The organism is uncultured Microbacterium sp. (assembly GCF_947489255.1).
GTDB lineage: Bacteria > Actinomycetota > Actinomycetes > Actinomycetales > Microbacteriaceae > Microbacterium > Microbacterium phycohabitans.
Window position 1 is genome coordinate 1 of sequence record NZ_CANLCY010000010.1, and the last position, 16,005, is coordinate 16,005.

At 64.8% G+C, this 16,005-nt stretch carries 14 protein-coding genes and 2 pseudogenes; 7 read left to right on the forward strand and 9 right to left on the reverse strand.

The genetic code is table 11. The annotated features are described in order from the left end of the window. Positions 1–517: 517 nt before the first annotated feature. Both Q0818_RS16595 and Q0818_RS16600 read right to left on the reverse strand, forming a co-directional pair. Positions 518–988: a substrate-binding domain-containing protein gene (locus Q0818_RS16595; protein WP_298877477.1), complete on the reverse strand. Its 471-nt coding sequence runs from the start codon at positions 986–988 to the stop codon at positions 518–520. 149 nt (positions 989–1,137) lie between these two features. Further along, on the reverse strand, positions 1,138–2,271 hold the full coding sequence (locus Q0818_RS16600; protein ID WP_108319499.1) for a YihY/virulence factor BrkB family protein: 1,134 nt from the start codon (positions 2,269–2,271) through the stop codon (positions 1,138–1,140). A 501-nt stretch (positions 2,272–2,772) separates the two neighbouring features. Between Q0818_RS16600 and Q0818_RS16605 the strand changes: the two genes are divergently transcribed. Further along, on the forward strand, positions 2,773–3,012 hold the full coding sequence (locus Q0818_RS16605) for a CPBP family glutamic-type intramembrane protease (RefSeq protein ID WP_164878291.1): 240 nt from the start codon (positions 2,773–2,775) through the stop codon (positions 3,010–3,012). Positions 3,013–3,176: 164 nt separating this feature from the next. On the opposite strand, the gene Q0818_RS16610 is transcribed toward Q0818_RS16605, so the two are convergent. Together Q0818_RS16610 and Q0818_RS16615 are read right to left on the reverse strand one after the other, a co-directional pair. Beyond that, positions 3,177–3,341 (reverse strand): hypothetical protein, encoded by a 165-nt coding sequence (locus Q0818_RS16610; RefSeq protein WP_181373572.1) that lies wholly within the window; start codon positions 3,339–3,341, stop codon positions 3,177–3,179. Positions 3,342–3,435: 94 nt separating this feature from the next. Then, positions 3,436–4,089 (reverse strand): DDE-type integrase/transposase/recombinase, encoded by a 654-nt coding sequence (locus Q0818_RS16615; RefSeq protein ID WP_298877505.1) that lies wholly within the window; start codon positions 4,087–4,089, stop codon positions 3,436–3,438. Between Q0818_RS16615 and Q0818_RS16620 the strand changes: the two genes are divergently transcribed. Further along, a complete protein-coding gene (locus tag Q0818_RS16620) occupies positions 3,985–4,341 on the forward strand; it encodes a hypothetical protein (protein ID WP_298877508.1) in 357 nt (118 codons plus the stop codon). The two genes, Q0818_RS16615 and Q0818_RS16620, sit on opposite strands and share 105 nt — an antisense overlap. A gap of 168 nt (positions 4,342–4,509) precedes the next feature. Here Q0818_RS16620 and Q0818_RS16625 read toward each other — a convergent pair whose 3' ends face one another. The 3 genes from Q0818_RS16625 to Q0818_RS16635 form a co-directional block, all read right to left on the reverse strand. After that, entirely contained in the window at positions 4,510–5,304 is a 795-nt protein-coding gene (locus Q0818_RS16625; protein WP_108320570.1) for a hypothetical protein, read from the reverse strand. 443 nt (positions 5,305–5,747) lie between these two features. Beyond that, positions 5,748–8,402, reverse strand: coding sequence for an excinuclease ABC subunit UvrA (locus Q0818_RS16630; protein WP_108320571.1), 2,655 nt, complete (start codon positions 8,400–8,402; stop codon positions 5,748–5,750). Positions 8,403–8,498: 96 nt separating this feature from the next. After that, positions 8,499–9,323, reverse strand: a complete 825-nt coding sequence (locus Q0818_RS16635) for a LuxR C-terminal-related transcriptional regulator (protein ID WP_270354012.1) — start codon at positions 9,321–9,323, stop codon at positions 8,499–8,501. Positions 9,324–9,396: 73 nt separating this feature from the next. Here Q0818_RS16635 and hxlB point away from each other — a divergent pair, with 73 nt between their 5' ends. Both hxlB and hxlA read left to right on the forward strand, forming a co-directional pair. Next, on the forward strand, positions 9,397–10,002 hold the full coding sequence (gene hxlB / locus Q0818_RS16640) for a 6-phospho-3-hexuloisomerase (protein ID WP_298877495.1): 606 nt from the start codon (positions 9,397–9,399) through the stop codon (positions 10,000–10,002). A gap of 28 nt (positions 10,003–10,030) precedes the next feature. After that, positions 10,031–10,654 (forward strand): 3-hexulose-6-phosphate synthase, encoded by a 624-nt coding sequence (gene hxlA, locus Q0818_RS16645; RefSeq protein ID WP_108320573.1) that lies wholly within the window; start codon positions 10,031–10,033, stop codon positions 10,652–10,654. 4 nt (positions 10,655–10,658) lie between these two features. Here the strand turns inward: hxlA and Q0818_RS16650 are convergent. Then, a pseudogene (locus tag Q0818_RS16650) lies at positions 10,659–11,401 on the reverse strand (IS5 family transposase); the annotation flags it as partial. 750 nt (positions 11,402–12,151) lie between these two features. After that, positions 12,152–13,093, reverse strand: a complete 942-nt coding sequence (locus tag Q0818_RS16655; protein WP_108320574.1) for a helix-turn-helix domain-containing protein — start codon at positions 13,091–13,093, stop codon at positions 12,152–12,154. A gap of 107 nt (positions 13,094–13,200) precedes the next feature. On the opposite strand from Q0818_RS16655, the gene Q0818_RS16660 reads away from it, so the two are divergent. From Q0818_RS16660 to Q0818_RS16670, 3 genes and pseudogenes are all read left to right on the forward strand, one after another. Further along, the gene (locus Q0818_RS16660) at positions 13,201–13,512 is read left to right on the forward strand and encodes a putative quinol monooxygenase (protein WP_108320575.1); all 312 of its coding nucleotides are present in this window, start codon (positions 13,201–13,203) and stop codon (positions 13,510–13,512) included. Between the two features lie 130 nt (positions 13,513–13,642). Then, entirely contained in the window at positions 13,643–14,053 is a 411-nt protein-coding gene (locus tag Q0818_RS16665; RefSeq protein ID WP_063250650.1) for a heme-binding protein, read from the forward strand. A gap of 777 nt (positions 14,054–14,830) precedes the next feature. Continuing rightward, positions 14,831–16,005 (forward strand): annotated as a pseudogene (locus Q0818_RS16670) (ISL3 family transposase); the annotation flags it as partial.

Sequence of the window (16,005 nt, forward strand, 5' to 3'; positions counted from 1 at the left end):
GTCAGAGAGATGCGGCGCAATCCCCGTTCCGCTTCCCCTGCGGGATGCCACGATCTCGCCGTCCGGCACGCAAAGGAGCGGCTTATGTTCGGCGCAAGAGGATCCAACGCACCCACGACGTGGAAACACATCGAGAATGACTTCGTGATGGGCGCCTGTGCCCACCAACTGTTCGGATACATCACCCGAAGCCCCAGCGACGAGTGGACCGCCTTCGACAGCGACTCCCGCCCCATCGGACACTTCACCCCTCTCGACGCCGCGAAAACTGCCCTTTGGACTACACACCAACCAACCCACCACAAGCAATGCACATCTCGCATAAACCGCTGGTGGAACCGTCCGAGCAGGCAAGCACCCACACCCTCGGCGATGGCCTTGTCAGGCGGAGTAAGCCGCTAACGTCCGCCGCCGGCGCGGCAGCCTCCGCCACGACGTGAAGACCCACCGGGCTGGAAGGCGGTACGAAACCCATCGGTTTTGCACCAACAGGATGTACCGTCGGTTGACCTGGCCGTTACCCCGAAGGAGGCGGTGCGGTCGAGGCCCGATACACGAATTCTGTGTCACAGAAGGTTGTGCGGAACTCGTCTTCATCACCGTCGATGCGGCGCAGTAGTTCGGTTGCCGCACTTTGTTTCATCCCCAATACCGGTTGAGAGACGGCCGACAGTTCAGGGCTCACGAGCCTGGTCCATTCGAGGTTGTCGAACCACATCAGGGAAACCTCGTCTGGAATGGAGATGCCAAGTGTCTTCAGAGCCCTGAAAGTGGCAACTGTCATGACGCTGTCTGGGGAGAACAATGCCGTCGGCCGGTCGTTTGAGAACTGGGACAGGACGGCCGAGAAGGCGCGATCGGCTGAGTGCCCGTCGCTAGAGAGAGGTTGAGCGGGTCTACCGGGATGCCCGCTTTGCGTAGGGCACGCAGGTACCCAACGATTCTGGCGCCGTTTTGGCGAAGCAGACTGGTATTGATGGAGGGCCATGAGCGAGCGTCGTCCAGCAGCTCCATGAGAAACGAGGCGCGAGCTTCAGATACGAGCGCAATTTTTCGGTGTCCGAGCTCGATTAGGTGCGTCACAGGGCGAGATCGTTTGGCCGGTACCCAAGCGTGTCAGCTGCAGCCTGCGGGGAATCATCGGCGGCGCCGCTGCCACCACTTTCTCCGGGGCTGCGGTTCAGGTGTCGACGGCTTTCGTGGAGAAGGGGCGTCGGAGCTATCGGGTGCTTCAGCGAGGCGGATTTGGCGGCCCTCCTCCACGTCGCTGGACTCTTTCTCATCCTGCTTCTTGCTTTTTCGGGTGTCACGGGCGGGAAGTTGAATGTCCTCTTCGGCGACGATGCCACCTTGCAGCTGGCGGCCGCGTTCCAGTTCGGCGTCGAACTCTGCGCCGAACAGGAGCGCGAGGTTAGCGATCCACAGCCAAAGCAGGAAGATGATGACCCCGGCGAGCGAGCCGTAGGTGCGGTCGTAGTTGGAGAAATTGACCACGTAAAACCCGAAGCCGGCGGTGGCGATGCCAAGGACCACGATGGCGATGGCCGCGCCGAGGCTGATCCACCGGAACCTCGGCTGTTTGGCGTTGGGGGTGGCGTAATACAGCACCGCGACGAGGAACACGATGATGAAAAGCATGATTGGCCACTTGGCGACGTCCCATGCGATCTGCACGCCCCGACCGAGACCGAGAGCGTTACCGATCGCCGTGGTGACATCGCCGGAAAGAACGAGGCCAAGGGCCACGAGGGCGAGCGCGACCACCGCGATGACGGTGACAAGCAGCTGCATTGGACGCAGCTTCCAGAACGGTCGGCCCTCGTCGATTTCGTAGATGCGGTTCATGGCACGGCTGAACGCGCCTACGTACCCGGACGCTGACCACAACGCAAGCGCGATACCGGTGATCAATGCGATACCCGCGCCTCGGGAGGAGGCGATCTGTTCGATCGGTTCGCGGAGGGTGGAGGCGGCGTCGGGGGCGACGTCTTGAATAATGCCGAGAATGGCGGCGGCCGCGGCGTCGCCCTGGCCGACAACACCGAGCACGGAGAAGATCGCGATCAGCGCTGGGAACAGGGCGAGGACGGCGTAGTAGACCAGACCGGCGGCGGCGTCCGTGCATTGGTCAGCAGAGAATTCCCGCACTGTTTTTCGCAGCACATACTTCCACGACCGCTTCGTCAGCTGGGTGGGGGAGTCCGGCTTCTTTGCGGCGTCCGGGTGCGGAGCACCCGTGTTGGTGTTGGTGGCTGCTTTTCGCTTCAGCATGTGATCCCGTGAATCCTGTGAGTGACCGCAACCTGTCTTGGCGCGGACACTTCAGTGTTCAACACCGGGTGCCACGGGTGAGGGGCCTTGCCTGTCGGCAGAGCGCGCCGATATGCACTCCCTTGGCCGCCGGCCGGTGGTGCGAGAGTAACCCGGTCGTGGAGCGCGTCAGTGCAGGACGACGAGTTGCGTCAGGTCGTCAGAGGGCAGGTTGTCGGCAACGGCTGTGACTTGCATGTCTGTCAGATCGATGCGGCCCGAGATAACGGTGAGGAAGGCGGAATCCGCGGCGTCTCAGTCGGTAGCGATCCACAAGAGCGTCGATCGGGGTGCGAGGGTGGTCGCGTCGACAACGTGTTGTCCCCCCTCGACCCATACCTCGGCGACGGCGTGAAAATCCACCGGGTCCAAGCCCGGGTCGTACATGGACACGAGACGTGAACCGATCCCGGTTCTCTGCCGCTCCTATGCGGGCGCCAGCACCGGGCGGGATGGCGTTTCGTGGTTGCCTTCGCGTTCCTGTTCGGGATCGTCGCGGCGCTGTTCATCGACACCACAGGAAGCATCTGGCCAGCGATCATCCTCCACGCCGGCTTCGACACCGTCTGGTTCATCCTCACCCCACGCTCTCCGGTCCTCACCGACCTCGTCAGCATCGCCGTCTGCGCCGCTCTGGCCGTACTGCTGGAAAATCTGCGCAGGCTCGCCTCTGCCGCAGCCACCCCGACACGCAACCGCTGACGCCGGCAAAGTGGCGACCCTTCGACAACAGCATCCCGAAATCGGCGGTCCCCCCTCGAAACTCACATCGCCCGCTCGGAGCCCCGCTGTGTCACCGTCGCGAGGGTCGCCGCCACACGGACAGCGGCGCGGGTTTGCTTCCCGCTGCGAACTGACAATCCGAGTCAGAGCCGCGACTTGAAGCGCCCTGGGTCTGCTGGAGACTCGCGCCATTTGATTCCGACCAGCAGATTGCGGTCGTTGGGGGCAGCATAGAACGCGTTCTCGAACTCGGCGGGCGGGACGTCGCCGAGGTAGCCGTGGAGGCGCTGGGTGTTGTGCCAGTGCACCCATCTGAGGGTCGCGAGCTCGAGGTCCTCGACCGTACGAGACGGGCGGGGCCGCGGACAAGTTCGGTCTTTTAGTAGCCGTTCGCAGTCTCGGCTAGGGCGTTGTCATACGCGTCGCAGATCGATCCGATGGACGCGGCGAAGCCTTCCGGCGCGAGCGTCTCGCGAACGACACTCTCGTAGATTGCGAGCCCGCGTCGCTGTGATGTATTAGACCGTCCACGGCCGGGTGACCGGCAAGGTCGCGTCGCCACAAGCCCATTCGCAGCGCAGTGTTACCGGCGGGGTCGTCTTCACGGTTGCGGCGTGCCAGCCCACGATCGCGCGAGTAGCAGTCGATCATGAACGACACGTAAGCGAACCCCGCCCACGTCGTGACATAAGTGAAATCCGTGGACCAGCGGCGGTTCGGCGCCTCGGCGGTGAAGTCCCGATCGAGCAGATCCGGGGCACGATCGGCATGACGACCCGGGATCGTGGTCCGCACCCGCCGCCCCCGGACCAGACTGGTCAGCCCGAGATCGCGCATCAGCCGGTCCACCTGCCGCTTGGATACCACCAGGCCGCTGCGCCGCAGGTGAGCGGTCATCTTCCGCCGCCCATATAACCCTTCCGTGTGCCCGCTGTGGACAGGAGCGCGTCGATGACCACCGCGTCCGCGCGCGCCCGCGCACTGGGTTCGGCCCGTTTCCAGGCCCGATGGGTCCGCGCGGCGACCTGCACGCCCCGCTCCCGCAGGACCTGGCAGACTGACTCGACCGCGCGGTTCTTGGTTCGCTGCTCGTCGATGAACGCGACGATCAACGCCGACGGGGGTCGAGACCCCCGGCAGGCAGTCGACACGTATCGCGCATTCAGCAGCTTCCTGCTCGGCCAATTGCGTCTTGAGCCCGCCGTCCGCGGTGCAGAAATAGGCCCCGCCGAGGAGCCGCTCGACGAGGACGACCCCCCTGCGCCCGAAGGCGATGTGCAGTCGGGCTCCTCAGCGAGGATCGCGTAGACAAAGAATTCGAAGTTTCGCTCGAGTCGCTTTTGGAGCGCCTGGATCGCGCTTACTCCCAGTGACCGGCCCCGCGTGGAGCGTCCATTGGGGCGCGTTACCGAGGCGCAAAATGCTGAGCGGGCCAGCCCGGCACGCCGGACCGACCCGCCCAGCAGGAGGGAAATGTCAGATCTGCGGCGGCTGCGCGGGGCGCTGCGGCGGCTGGGCGGAACGCCGCTGCGAGCTAACGGCATCTTGTACCTGCTGCCCGGCCTGCTTGGCCTGGTCCGCGACGGAGGGGGCGTTGCGAGCCTCCTGCTGAATCTTCGGGGCTTCCTCCTCCGCCTTGGTCAGCAGGGCCTCCCAGCGCTGCTGCATCGGCCTGATGAGGCCACCGCCGGCGCCGACGATGATGACACCGGCGATGATCGCGAGAACAGTGACGAGGATGGGCGTGGTGACGGTCGTTGCTACCTCAATCTGGTTCAGCGCCGCCGTCACACCCAGGAACAGGATGAACACGGCGACGATGTTGCCGAGGATTTTGCCGTAGGACAGTCCGCTCAGGGTGTTCTGGATGAGGCCCTTGGCGCCGGCGGCGATCGCCGAGGCGATGACGACGATGATGATGGCGACGATGATCTTCGGCAGGAACGAGATAATTCCGGCGAGCAGGTCACTGACGGGGTTCGGTCCGAACACACCGAAGGCGAACTGCAAAACGAACAGCACCAGCGCGTAGTAGACGATCTTGGCGACGATGTCGGATGCGTCGAGTTTCGACTTTGCGAGGGCCTTCTTCACGCCACCACGCTCGACGAGACGATCGAAGCCGACCTTCTCGAGCAGCTTCTCCAGAGCCTTGGAGATGAGTTTGGCGACGATGAGCCCCACGATGAGGATGACGAGGAACAGCAAGGCCAGGGGCACGAACGAGATGACCGCGGCCAATCCGTTCTGCAGAACAGCGGGGAAATCCATGAGAGAACCCTTTCGTGAAGAGGCGAAGACGCCCGGGGGGATGAGTATCGCCCTCATAGGGCGCTTACTACGTAAGACTGGCAGTGAGGTTGAGGGTCTCCCGAACGGATGCGCATCGCACGCCGTTGTGGTAAATGGCCAGAGGAGGGCATCCAGCACATGGGGGTGGGGCGAGCACCGATTCGGGTGCTTGGCAATTCGTGTGCCCATCCAACGAATAGGTGTGTGGTCAGAACTCCTAACCGGAAGGCGCTGACATGTCGACTCGCAACACCTCGGCCGAAGCATCCACGACCTGGGACTCGCCGCGTGGCTTGGAGGAACACTCATGGGAGCGGTCGGCCTAAACGGCGGCACCTCCGGCGCAGCTAACCCCGCGGAGCGGCTGAAGCTTTCCTCCGCGGGGTGGGCGCGGTGCGGTTGTCAAGCGTCGGCTCTTCTGCTCAGGTAGCCGCAACGACCAGTTTGATCGCCGCAGCAAGGTATTCCGCGGACGCGCCGACGCCGTTCTCGGCAACTTGTGCAGGAGTTCCAGCGGCGACGACTGCGCCGCCATCATCGCCGGCGCCGGGTCCGAGGTCGATGACGTAGTCGGCTGCTGCCACCACCCGCATGTCGAGTTCCACCGCGACGACGGTGTTTCCTGCGTCGACGAGAGTTTGCAGATGCGTCACGAGCCGGTCAGCGTCAGCGCAGTGCAGGCCCGAAGTTGGTTCGTCGAGAACATACAAGGTGTCCCCTCGTTGTGCGCGCTGTAGCTCGCTTGCGAGCTTCACGCGTTGTGCCTCACCTCCAGAGAGCTCGGTTGCCGGTTGTCCGAGTCGCAAGTATCCGAGACCCACGTCTGACAGTGCAGCTAGTGAGCGGGTGATGTCGTCTTCCCCGTCAAAGAACGGGTGGGCTTCCTCAACGCTCATCGCAAGCACGTCAGCGATGGTGCGCTCCCGCCAAGTGATCTCAAGGGTCGAGGCTTTGTACCGGGTCCCGTGACAATCGGGGCATTCGGTGTACACGGATGGGAGGAAGAGTAGCTCGACCATCACGGACCCTTCGCCCTCACAGGTGGGGCAGCGGCCGCCGGAGACATTGAAGGAGAAACGGCCGGGCTTGTACCCACGCGAGCGAGCCTCGGGCGTCTCAGCGAAGCGTCTACGGACGTGGTCGAACAAGCCCGTATATGTTGCAACGTTCGATCGGGGGGTTCGGCCGATGGGTCGTTGATCGATGTTGACAACCCGCCGGACCCCCTCGAGAGAGCCGTCGAGGACACCGTCGAGCCGCTCTGGGGTATCGGCAAGGAGCAGCTCGTCGCCGGTCGGTTCGTCCTCCACCGGAATGCTCTGACCGAGGCGATCACCGACGAGAGCCGGGAGGGCCTGGCTAACCAAGCTCGACTTGCCGGAACCCGAGACTCCGGTAACCGCGGTGAAAACACCCATGGGAATGTCGATGGAGACGCCGTGCAGGTTGTTACGAGTCACGTCTTTCAAGTGGAGCCACCCGCGCGGGTCGCGAGGGGTGTGCGGGGGCAGTCCACTGCCACCGAATAGGTAGCCGCGTGTCACTGAGTCCTTGACGTCGGCAAGCCCATCGGTAGGACCGCTGTAGAGAACGCGGCCGCCATGCTCGCCCGCGCCGGGGCCGATGTCCACGAGCCAGTCCGCGTGCCGCATGACATCGACGGAGTGTTCGACGACGAACAGGCTGTTTCCGCTTCTCTTGAGCCCGTCGAGGATCTTCAAGAGCGCTGTCACGTCTTGTGGGTGAAGGCCTGCGGATGGTTCATCGAGGACATAGACGACGCCGAACAGGTCGGAGCTGAGCTGTGTGGCGAGCCTGATTCGTTGCAACTCGCCACCCGACAGGGTCGGGGTGGTTCGACTTAACGACAGATACCCGAGGCCAAGATCGGTCAGTGGGCGGAGTCGCTCGATCAGCCCGGAAGCGAGCCTGGACGCAGCGGCGCGCTTCTCCGGCGAACGGTTTGCGGTGCGGCGCACATCGGATGCGGCGGCGTGCGCGGACCCTCCGGCGGCGATGCGCTGCTCCGTGGCTGCGCGACGGGAATTGGCATGAAGCACAGCACCATTCGGAACGGTCTCGGCCTGTTGCGCTCCCGCAACAACGTCGGAGAGCATGTCAGCAAGCTCTCGAAGCGGCAACTGCGAGAACTCCGCGATGTCCAGGCCCTCGAACGTGACCGAGAGCGCTTCAGGCTTCAGCCGCTTCCCGTGACAAACCGGGCATAGGGCAGCGTCGAGGTACTGCGCGACGCGGCGCTTCATCGACGCGCTCTTCGAGTTCGCGAATGTGTCCAACACATACCGGCGGGCTCCGACGAAGGTGCCCGAATAGCTCGGCTCGACCCCGGCCTTGGTCGCGGCGCGAGCCTCAGCAAGCGTCAACCGGGAGTGGACCGGAACGAACGGGGTCTCATCCGTGTAAAGGATCCAGTCCCGGTCTTTTCGTGGCAGATCTTTCCATGGCACGTCAACGTCATAGCCGAGGGCCACTAACACGTCGCGGAGCTGGTGTCCGTGCCATGCCGTCGGCCAGGACGCGATCGCGCGCTCCCGGATCGTGAGCGACGGATCCGGCACCATCCGCTCCTCGGGCACCGCGTAGACACGACCAATGCCGTGACACTCCGGGCAGGCCCCCTGCACCGTGTTCGCAGAAAAATCCTCCGCGTAGAGCATCGGCTGCCCATCCGGATAGTCCCCGGCGCGGGAGTACAGCATCCGCACGAGACTGGACACCGTGGTGATGCTTCCCACCGTGGACCGGGCACTGCGTCCTCCACGCTGCTGCTGCAACGCCACGGCCGGCGGCATCCCGGTGATGGAGTCCACATCGGGAACGCCCGCCTGATCGATCAGACGGCGAGCGTACGGCGCCACCGACTCCAGATACCGTCGCTGCGACTCCGCGTACAGCGTCCCAAACGCCAACGATGACTTCCCGGAACCCGACACACCCGTGAACACCACTAGCGAATCCCGCGGAACGGAGAGGTCCACATTCCGCAGGTTGTGCTCCCGAGCACCCGAGACCCGAACCAGCGCGTCGGCGGCGGGTGAAGAATCAGACGAAGTCATGACCGGATCGTACTGACCTGTGAGCAGCTTTGCTGTGTGTCGTCGTTTTCGCTCCGATCGGTGTCGGGTTAGACCACGGGTGACCGCTGGTGGGAATCATCTCGACGTTGCAATAAGCTGCGCCCGATTGCGCGCGCCGATCTTCCGGAGAAGGTTCGACACATGGAACTTCACCGTGTTGACGGAGATGAGGAGCTCTTCCGCGATTTCGGCATTGCGCGCTCCCGATACGAGAAGCCGTAACACATCTCGTTCGCGTATGGAGAGTTGTGAGAATTCCGGAAGTGGCCCGGGTTCCGCCGGCGGATCGAGGGGAAGCCGGATGTCGACTGAGGACCCCCAGCCGGGTGTTGAGGAGACCGCAATCGCGCCGTCGAGGGCTGTGACGCGTTCGACGATTGGGCGGATCGAGTCGTCGTGTGCGGAAAGTTCGCCGGCCCCGTCATCTCGGATGCTGATCAGGAGATTTAGGCCGTCGCAGTCCCACTGGATGCGCACCCGCCGAGCCTGGCTGCGATCCGCGAGTGCGAGCACCGAGCTGCGGACGATGGCGCGCGCCGCGTGCGCGACCTCTCCTGGGAGTGCCCGACCGGTCGCGGGCGGCTCAACGAACTGCACGTCGAGATCGCCGAACCGGACGAGTGGGAGGAGGTCGCTCTGCAGTCGGGCGAACGCACCGACGACGGGTTCGAGGATGCTGCTGCGTTCCTGATCGGTAACAGCGCGCAGCCCGATTAAGGCGCTCGTTGCCGCCTCGATCGCCATGTTGCGTGCTGCGCGGTCATCGAGGCGGGGCGATCGCAGAAGCGCGAGCATAGATTCAAGCGTGATCGCCTGCCGGTCAGCATGCTCGGCGACGATTCGGGCGTGGTCGGCGACATGCTGACGTGACGCGGGCGACGACAGTTCGGTAAAGTCCACGGTGACAACCTATCCACTCAGGTAGGCCCATGCCTACGGGTAGGTGGACCTGCTCCTTTGCGGGGGAGCCAACGTGGCTGACGGCCGTGATGATAGGGCGATGGATGTCCTCGAAACCGGTGTGGGTAACTCGCTCAGCCGCATCGCCCGCGAACTCGAACTCGCCACAGACAGACTGATCGCTCGCGACCGGGCGGGATTGGCGGAGCTCGCGGATATCGTCGGCGCTGCTCCGCGAGTCTTCGTGCTGGGTGCAGGCCGATCGGGGCTCGCGCTGCGAATGACCGCGATGCGACTCATGCATCTTGGTCTAGCCGTCCACGTCGTCGGGGAGGTCACCGCTCCTGCGATCGAACCAGGTGACTTGCTCCTCGCTGCCAGCGGTTCCGGAACGACGGGCGGCATCGTGCGCGCGGCACAGACTGCCGTCGATGCTGGCGCCCGGGTGGCGGCTATTACAACAGTCCCCGACTCTCCGCTCGCAACGCTGGCAGCCGTCACGGTAGTCGTGCCGGCAGCAGACAAGCTTGATCGCTCTGGAGCGGCATCTGAGCAGTATGCGGGCAGTCTCTTCGAGCAATTGGTCGTTGTCCTCGGCGACGCGCTTTTCCACACACTCTGGCGCCGCTCCGGCTTGACCGCTGATGAGCTCTGGCCTCGCCACGCAAATCTCGAATGACTCAAACCACTGCACGAAAGGAATCCAAATGAAACTGCAGTTTGCCATGGACACCCTCTCCACCGAGGCCGCCCTCGAACTCGCTGCTGCCGCCGCGCCGCACGTCGACATCCTCGAGCTCGGTACCCCGCTTATCAAGAGTGCTGGCCTTTCGGCGATCACCGCGATCAAGAAGGCCCACCCCGACAAGGTCGTCTTCGCCGACCTCAAGACGATGGATGCCGGCGAGCTCGAGGCTGACATTGCCTTCACTGCGGGTGCCGATCTCGTGACGGTCCTCGGTAGTGCCGGTGACAGCACGATCGCCGGTGCCGTGAAGGCGGCGAAGAAGCACGGTAAGGGCGTTGTCGTCGATCTCATCGGCGTCAGCGACAAGGCGCAGCGTGCAAAAGAGGTCGTTGCACTTGGAGCAGAGTTCGTCGAAATGCACGCAGGCCTCGACGAGCAGGCCGAAGAGGGCTTCACCTTTGCCACCCTGCTCGAGGACGGCAAAGCTTCGGGCGTGCCGTTCTCAGTCGCAGGCGGCATCAATAGCTCGACGATCGCTTCGGTGCAGGAATCTGGTGCGCAGGTGGCTGTGGCGGGAGGCGCGATCTACGGCGCTCCCGATGTCGGTGCTGCCGCCGCGGAACTCCGCGCAGCCATCGTCTGACGACCTAGGGCGTGTCTGACAGACGCCGGGTCCAGGCGATGACGGCGTTGAGATCACTGCAGCGCGATAGACGATCGCATGCTTGTCGTAGCGGGTGGCGAGTCCACGCCATTACTTGAGGTGGCGGTAGCAGCGTTCGATGACGTTACGGCCCTTGTAGTCGGCGACATCGAACCTGACGGATCGTCCGCCGCGCGACCGGCAGCGCTTGCGGTGGCCTTGCTGGTCGGACGGTTCGGGGATCGCGGCCTTGATGCCGCGGGCGCGCAGGTGCCCGCGGCATCGCGCGGGATACGTACGCCTTATCGCCCCGGACCGCGTCGGGTCGGGTGCGGGGGTGGCCGACGAGACGAGCGACAGGTCGGTGCCCCATCAGCGGCAGGAACATCGGCGAGTCGCCGGCCTGCCCCGCTGTCAGCAACGCGACCAGCGGGAGGCCGTTGCCATCGACGAGCTAGTGGATCGTCGTCGACAGGCCGCCGCGGGAGCGGCCGACCGCCTGGCCAGGCGGCTCGACGTCCCGATTCGTGTGATTCGATCCGGCCCCCTGTCAGGCGCTTCGTGTTCGTCGCGTGCTGATGCGCAAGAGCGATCGGTGGAATCCACCGACAGCGACCAATCCACCAGCCCCGCCTCGTTCGCGACGGCGGTCAGCGCCGCGAGCACCGCGACCCACGTGCCTTCCGTGGCCATGCGGTGATGCCAGTTCCACACGGTCTGCCACGGCCCGAACAGTCCCGCCGGGAGGTGACCCATGAGGAGAACGTGGCGAAACTCGACCAGCTGGAGTAGTGGCGGCACGTAGAATCCGGGACTGGGTTCCGGCACAAGACACGCCGCTTCGCGCTCTGGCGGAGCGCCGGTTCGGACAGTTGTAGCGGAATCGTTCGTTTCCGGTGCCTCGTCGTGGATTAGAGGATTCCAACAGTTCTGTTCCGAGCTGTCCGAGGATGTTGAAGATAGCGCACCTATGCGTACATCTTCATCGTGCGAGGTATACGTGCATCCCGAAGCCAGCCGGATCGCTCGCGGTCAATCGCGGTAGGCGTACACGGCGAGGGACCGGCTTGTGGGCGCGTCGTCGTTCGCTTCGCTCCACCGCGCGAAGGGCCCAAGCGGACTCCTCTGGTCTCGTGACGGGCGTTCACTCCGGGTACCTGTGAATCCGTCGACACGCTGTCCTGAGACGCGGGACCGAAATTCGTAGTGTGGTCAAGCAGAGGTTTCCCGAGGATCGGCTTCGGCCGCCCTGACCTGACCGCCTTCGCGTCTTATCCCAATCGGCTCTGATCGGGTCTGCCGATCCTTTCGACGAGAACGCAGCGACATCACAGCCACCCAACCCCGACCGTCCGCGAAGCCGGGACACGTCACATGGCCTGTGCTGCGGGCGTGTCGAGGTGGGTCGTCCACGGGCGACGCGGGAGCGTCGACGCGACGTGCTGAGAGGTGGTTCCAGTCGAGCACTAGCACACCGGCTACAGGCATTGCGATAGGTCAGGAACGGCGTCGCTCCCTACGCAGGAGGGAGCGCAGAGTCTCGACGTTCGCGTAGCCGACCCGTAGCGCGATCTCGGCGGAGGTGAGGTCCGTGGTTGCTGAAAGGTGCCGAGCTCGTTCGATGCGAAGCCGTTGGACGAAGCCGAGCGGAGTGAGGTTGAGCGCCGCACGGACTCGTCGTTCGAGGGTGCGCCGGCTGGTGCCGAGCGACTGCGCGACGACGGCGACGTTGAACGGTTCGTCCAGGCGGGCGCGCACGAAGCGTTCGAACTCGACGACGATCGGGTCCTCGTGCCGGAGATGTTCGTAGGCGACGAAGGCCGCCTGCGACGGGCGCTCGTCGATGAGGAGAAGCTTGGCGACATGTTGGGCCAGGTCGGGGCTGATCGATCGCACGAGTGAGAGCGCGAGGTCGATGTGGGCGAAGGCGGCGCCGGCGGTGACGAGGTTCCCGTCGGCCACGACCATGGTGTCGAGATCGAGGGCGACGGTCGGATAGCGCTTCAGGAACTCCGGCCCCAGGAACCAGCTGGTCGTCGCCCGCCGATGATGCATCCGTCCGGTCTCGGCGACAGCGAACACGCCGGTGCACGCCGCGGCGATCCGGGTGGTCGCCTCGTCGAGGCGCCCGAGCGAGGCGATGACCGAACGAGCATCTCGGCTCTGGAGGGCGTCGTTGGTAGCGGCGGCCGTGAGGGTTCCAAGCGCAGGGACGACGACCACGTCGAACTCTCCGGACTCCGACAGCGGGTGGTCCACCGACAGGGTCATCGATGCCGTCGTGGTCACTCGCCGTTTCGGTCCGAGGATGGCGAGTTCGATCGGGTCGATCCGCGGGTCGACATCGCCGCGAGCTCCGTCGGCCACCCGCACGATGTCGATGATCGACGCGATAGCCGAACCGAAGCAGCCGTCGATCGCGATCAGTCCGATACGCATGACGTAAACAATAGCAATACTGCCGTATACGCCATTCCCTACCGGCCCTCGCTCGTCATACGCTGAACTCGTCCTACGAAGAACCCCGATTTCAAGGAGAGTCCCTCATGTCCACACCCGCATCACTTCCGTATGCCTTCGTCGCCAAGATCGTCGCGGCCGATGGACAGCACGACGCGCTCGCCGATCTGCTCGCCAGCGCTGTCGCACTCGCCAACGAAGAAGTAGGAACGATTGTCTGGTTCGCGGTCAGGACCCACGCCGACACCTTCTGGATCTTCGATGCATTCCCCGACGAGGCCGCTCGCGACGCCCACGCCAACGGCGCCATCGTCGCAGCCCTGACGGACAATCAGCACCTCCTCAGCGCAGCACCCGAGATCATGGCGGCCGACGTCCTCGCGTCCAAGCTCCCGTAGTCCGCCAACGCACGTCCGCAACGCGAACACAACACGAGCGCTGTCGGTCACAAACTCAACAGGCAAACCAACGGGCGGCTCTGGAGCGGCTCGAGCCACAAAGCGCACGCCACACTCGAAGGAGCAATTGATGCCATCTATTCCTACATTGTCGTTGGACGACGCCAAACGTGTCATCGCGGCAGCAGAAGCTGAATCCAGCACGCAGGGTCAGCCCAGTAACATCGCCGTCGTCGATGCCGGCGGCAATCTCGTCGCTCACGTACGGATGGACGGAGCGTGGCTGGGCAGCATCGACATCTCGATCAACAAAGCTTTCACGGCCCGAGCGTTCGACACAGCCACCAAAGACCTCGGCGACCTCGCCCAACCCGGTGAGCAGTTTTACGGCATCAACGCCTCCAACGACGGTCGGGTGATGATCTTCGCCGGTGGCATCCCGCTCGAGCGCGACGGCCAGGTCGTCGGCGCCGTCGGCGTCAGCGGAGGAACCGGCGTCCAAGACCAGGCCGTCGCCGAAGCCGCCGCCAGCGCCTTCTGAGACCGACCCGCACCGAACCCGGCCCCCGGCCGGCACGGGGCTGGATGCGTGCGTCGTCGACGTAGACGGTCACGGCTCGGACCTGACGGCCAACCAGCACCTCCTCGGCGCAGCACCGAGATCATGGCGGCCGACGTCCACGCGTCCAAGCTCCCGTAGTCCGCCAACGCACGAGACGATCGCGCCCCTCCGAGCCGTAGCCAGGTCGCGACGCAACGCCACGCTGCGTTGCCGAGCGGTGCGAGGCCTATCGACACACGGACAGGATGCCGGCCGCGAGGGGTCCGTCGCAGAGGAGAGCGACGTCGGTGTCGGGCAGAGCCGTGAGTCCAGCGCATCGCGCGACCACCAGAACCGAACAGCCCCTGACCTGCGTTTCCGCAGGTCAGGGGCTGTTCGCCGGAGCCCCCCGTGGGAATCGAACCGACGACCTCATCACGTCGGCTTTGCGTCTATCGCTTGATGCGCCCACTGGGCAAACGAGCCGCTGACCTGCGCAAACGCCGAGCGTGGGGGACACCGCCATCCGGTGGTGACCGACGACGACCGACCAGTACCGACCGTTTCACCGGAGCTTGCGGCGGCGCCGAAGCCGAGCAAGCTCCATTCCTTTAGCTCACCGCGCCCTCCTCCTCGCCGGTCCCGTCGTCGTCGAAGACGTTTCGGGGGTCTTCTGAGACGACGGTGTAGGTCGGCCGGGACGCGTTGGTCCGCAGAAAAACGTGGAGGTCTCCCGACGACGGAGGTTCCTACGCCATCCATCCGAAAGACCTCGACGTGACCGACGCTACCCCGCCGGCCGGCTTCGGCCGCCCTGACCTGACCTGACCGCCTTCGCTCGACTCGACGGCCTCGGTCTGAGCGTGACCGGACAACGACTTGAACCGGATCGTGCGGTCCGCGTGCCGCGTGATGGAACCAGATCAGTGGTGCCGACGGTGCGGCAGCGAAGGCGCTGCTCGTGACACCGTGATCCGGCGGTTGGCCCACGAGCCGCAGGGCTGGCGACCGACCGTGCTGGAAGTTGTAGTGCGCCGCTACCGCTGTGCCGACTGCGGACACGTGTGGCGCCAAGACACCAGCGCCGCGGCGGAACCACGCGCGAAGCTCTCGCGCACCGGGCTGCGGTGTGCGCTGGAGGGGATCGTGGTCGCACACCTCACCGTCGCCCGTGTCGCCGAGGGACTCGGGGTCGCGTGGGACACCGCCCCAACGGCGCGGTCTTGGCTGAAGGCAAGCGACTGCTGATCAACGACCCACGCGGTTTGAGGGCGTGAACGTCATCGGCGTCGATGAGCACGTCTGGCGCCATACCAGGCTTGGCGACAAGTACGTTAGCGTGATCATCGACCTCACCCCAGTCCGCGATGGCGCCGGCCCAGCAAGGCTGCTCGACATGGTCGAGGGCCGGTCGAAGGCGGCGTTCAAGACCTGGCTCGCCGACCGCGACGACGCCTTCCGTGAGCGGTCGAGGTGGTCACGATGGACGGCTCCATCGGGTTCAAGACCGCCGCTGCAGAGGAGATCCCGGACGCGGTCACGGTGATGGATCCCTTCCACGTCGTGCGCCTGGCCGGTGACGCCCTCGACAGGTGTCGGCGCCGGGTCCAACTCGCGCTCCACGGGCACCGTGGGTTCAGGGACGACCCGCTCTACAAGTCGCGGCGCACGCTACACACCGGCGCGGACCTGCTCACCAACAAGCAGAGCGACAGGCTACGCGCGCTGTTCGTTGGTGACGCTCACGTCGAGGCCGAGGCGACCTGGGGTGTTTACCAGCGCATGACCGCCGCCTATCGCCACGAGGACCGGCAACGTGGCCGCGAGCTCATGGAGAAGCTGATCACCGACCTCAGCGCCGGCGTCCCTAAGGTGCTCACCGAGCTCACCACCCTGGGCCGGACCCTGGAGAAGCGAGCCGCTGACGTGCTCGCCTACTTCGAACGACCCGG

What these genes read in the sequence shown, in the direction of transcription:
- Q0818_RS16595 (WP_298877477.1), bottom strand. Translation starts at nt 988, where the DNA reads ATGGCCCTCCATCAATACCAGTCTGCTTCGCCAAAACGGCGCCAGAAT.
- Q0818_RS16600 (WP_108319499.1), bottom strand. Translation starts at nt 2,271, where the DNA reads ATGCTGAAGCGAAAAGCAGCCACCAACACCAACACGGGTGCTCCGCAC.
- Q0818_RS16620 (WP_298877508.1), top strand. Translation starts at nt 3,985, where the DNA reads ATGACCACCGCGTCCGCGCGCGCCCGCGCACTGGGTTCGGCCCGTTTC.
- Q0818_RS16625 (WP_108320570.1), bottom strand. Translation starts at nt 5,304, where the DNA reads ATGGATTTCCCCGCTGTTCTGCAGAACGGATTGGCCGCGGTCATCTCG.
- Q0818_RS16630 (WP_108320571.1), bottom strand. Translation starts at nt 8,402, where the DNA reads ATGACTTCGTCTGATTCTTCACCCGCCGCCGACGCGCTGGTTCGGGTC.
- hxlA (WP_108320573.1), top strand. Translation starts at nt 10,031, where the DNA reads ATGAAACTGCAGTTTGCCATGGACACCCTCTCCACCGAGGCCGCCCTC.
- Q0818_RS16655 (WP_108320574.1), bottom strand. Translation starts at nt 13,093, where the DNA reads ATGCGTATCGGACTGATCGCGATCGACGGCTGCTTCGGTTCGGCTATC.
- Q0818_RS16660 (WP_108320575.1), top strand. Translation starts at nt 13,201, where the DNA reads ATGTCCACACCCGCATCACTTCCGTATGCCTTCGTCGCCAAGATCGTC.
- Q0818_RS16665 (WP_063250650.1), top strand. Translation starts at nt 13,643, where the DNA reads ATGCCATCTATTCCTACATTGTCGTTGGACGACGCCAAACGTGTCATC.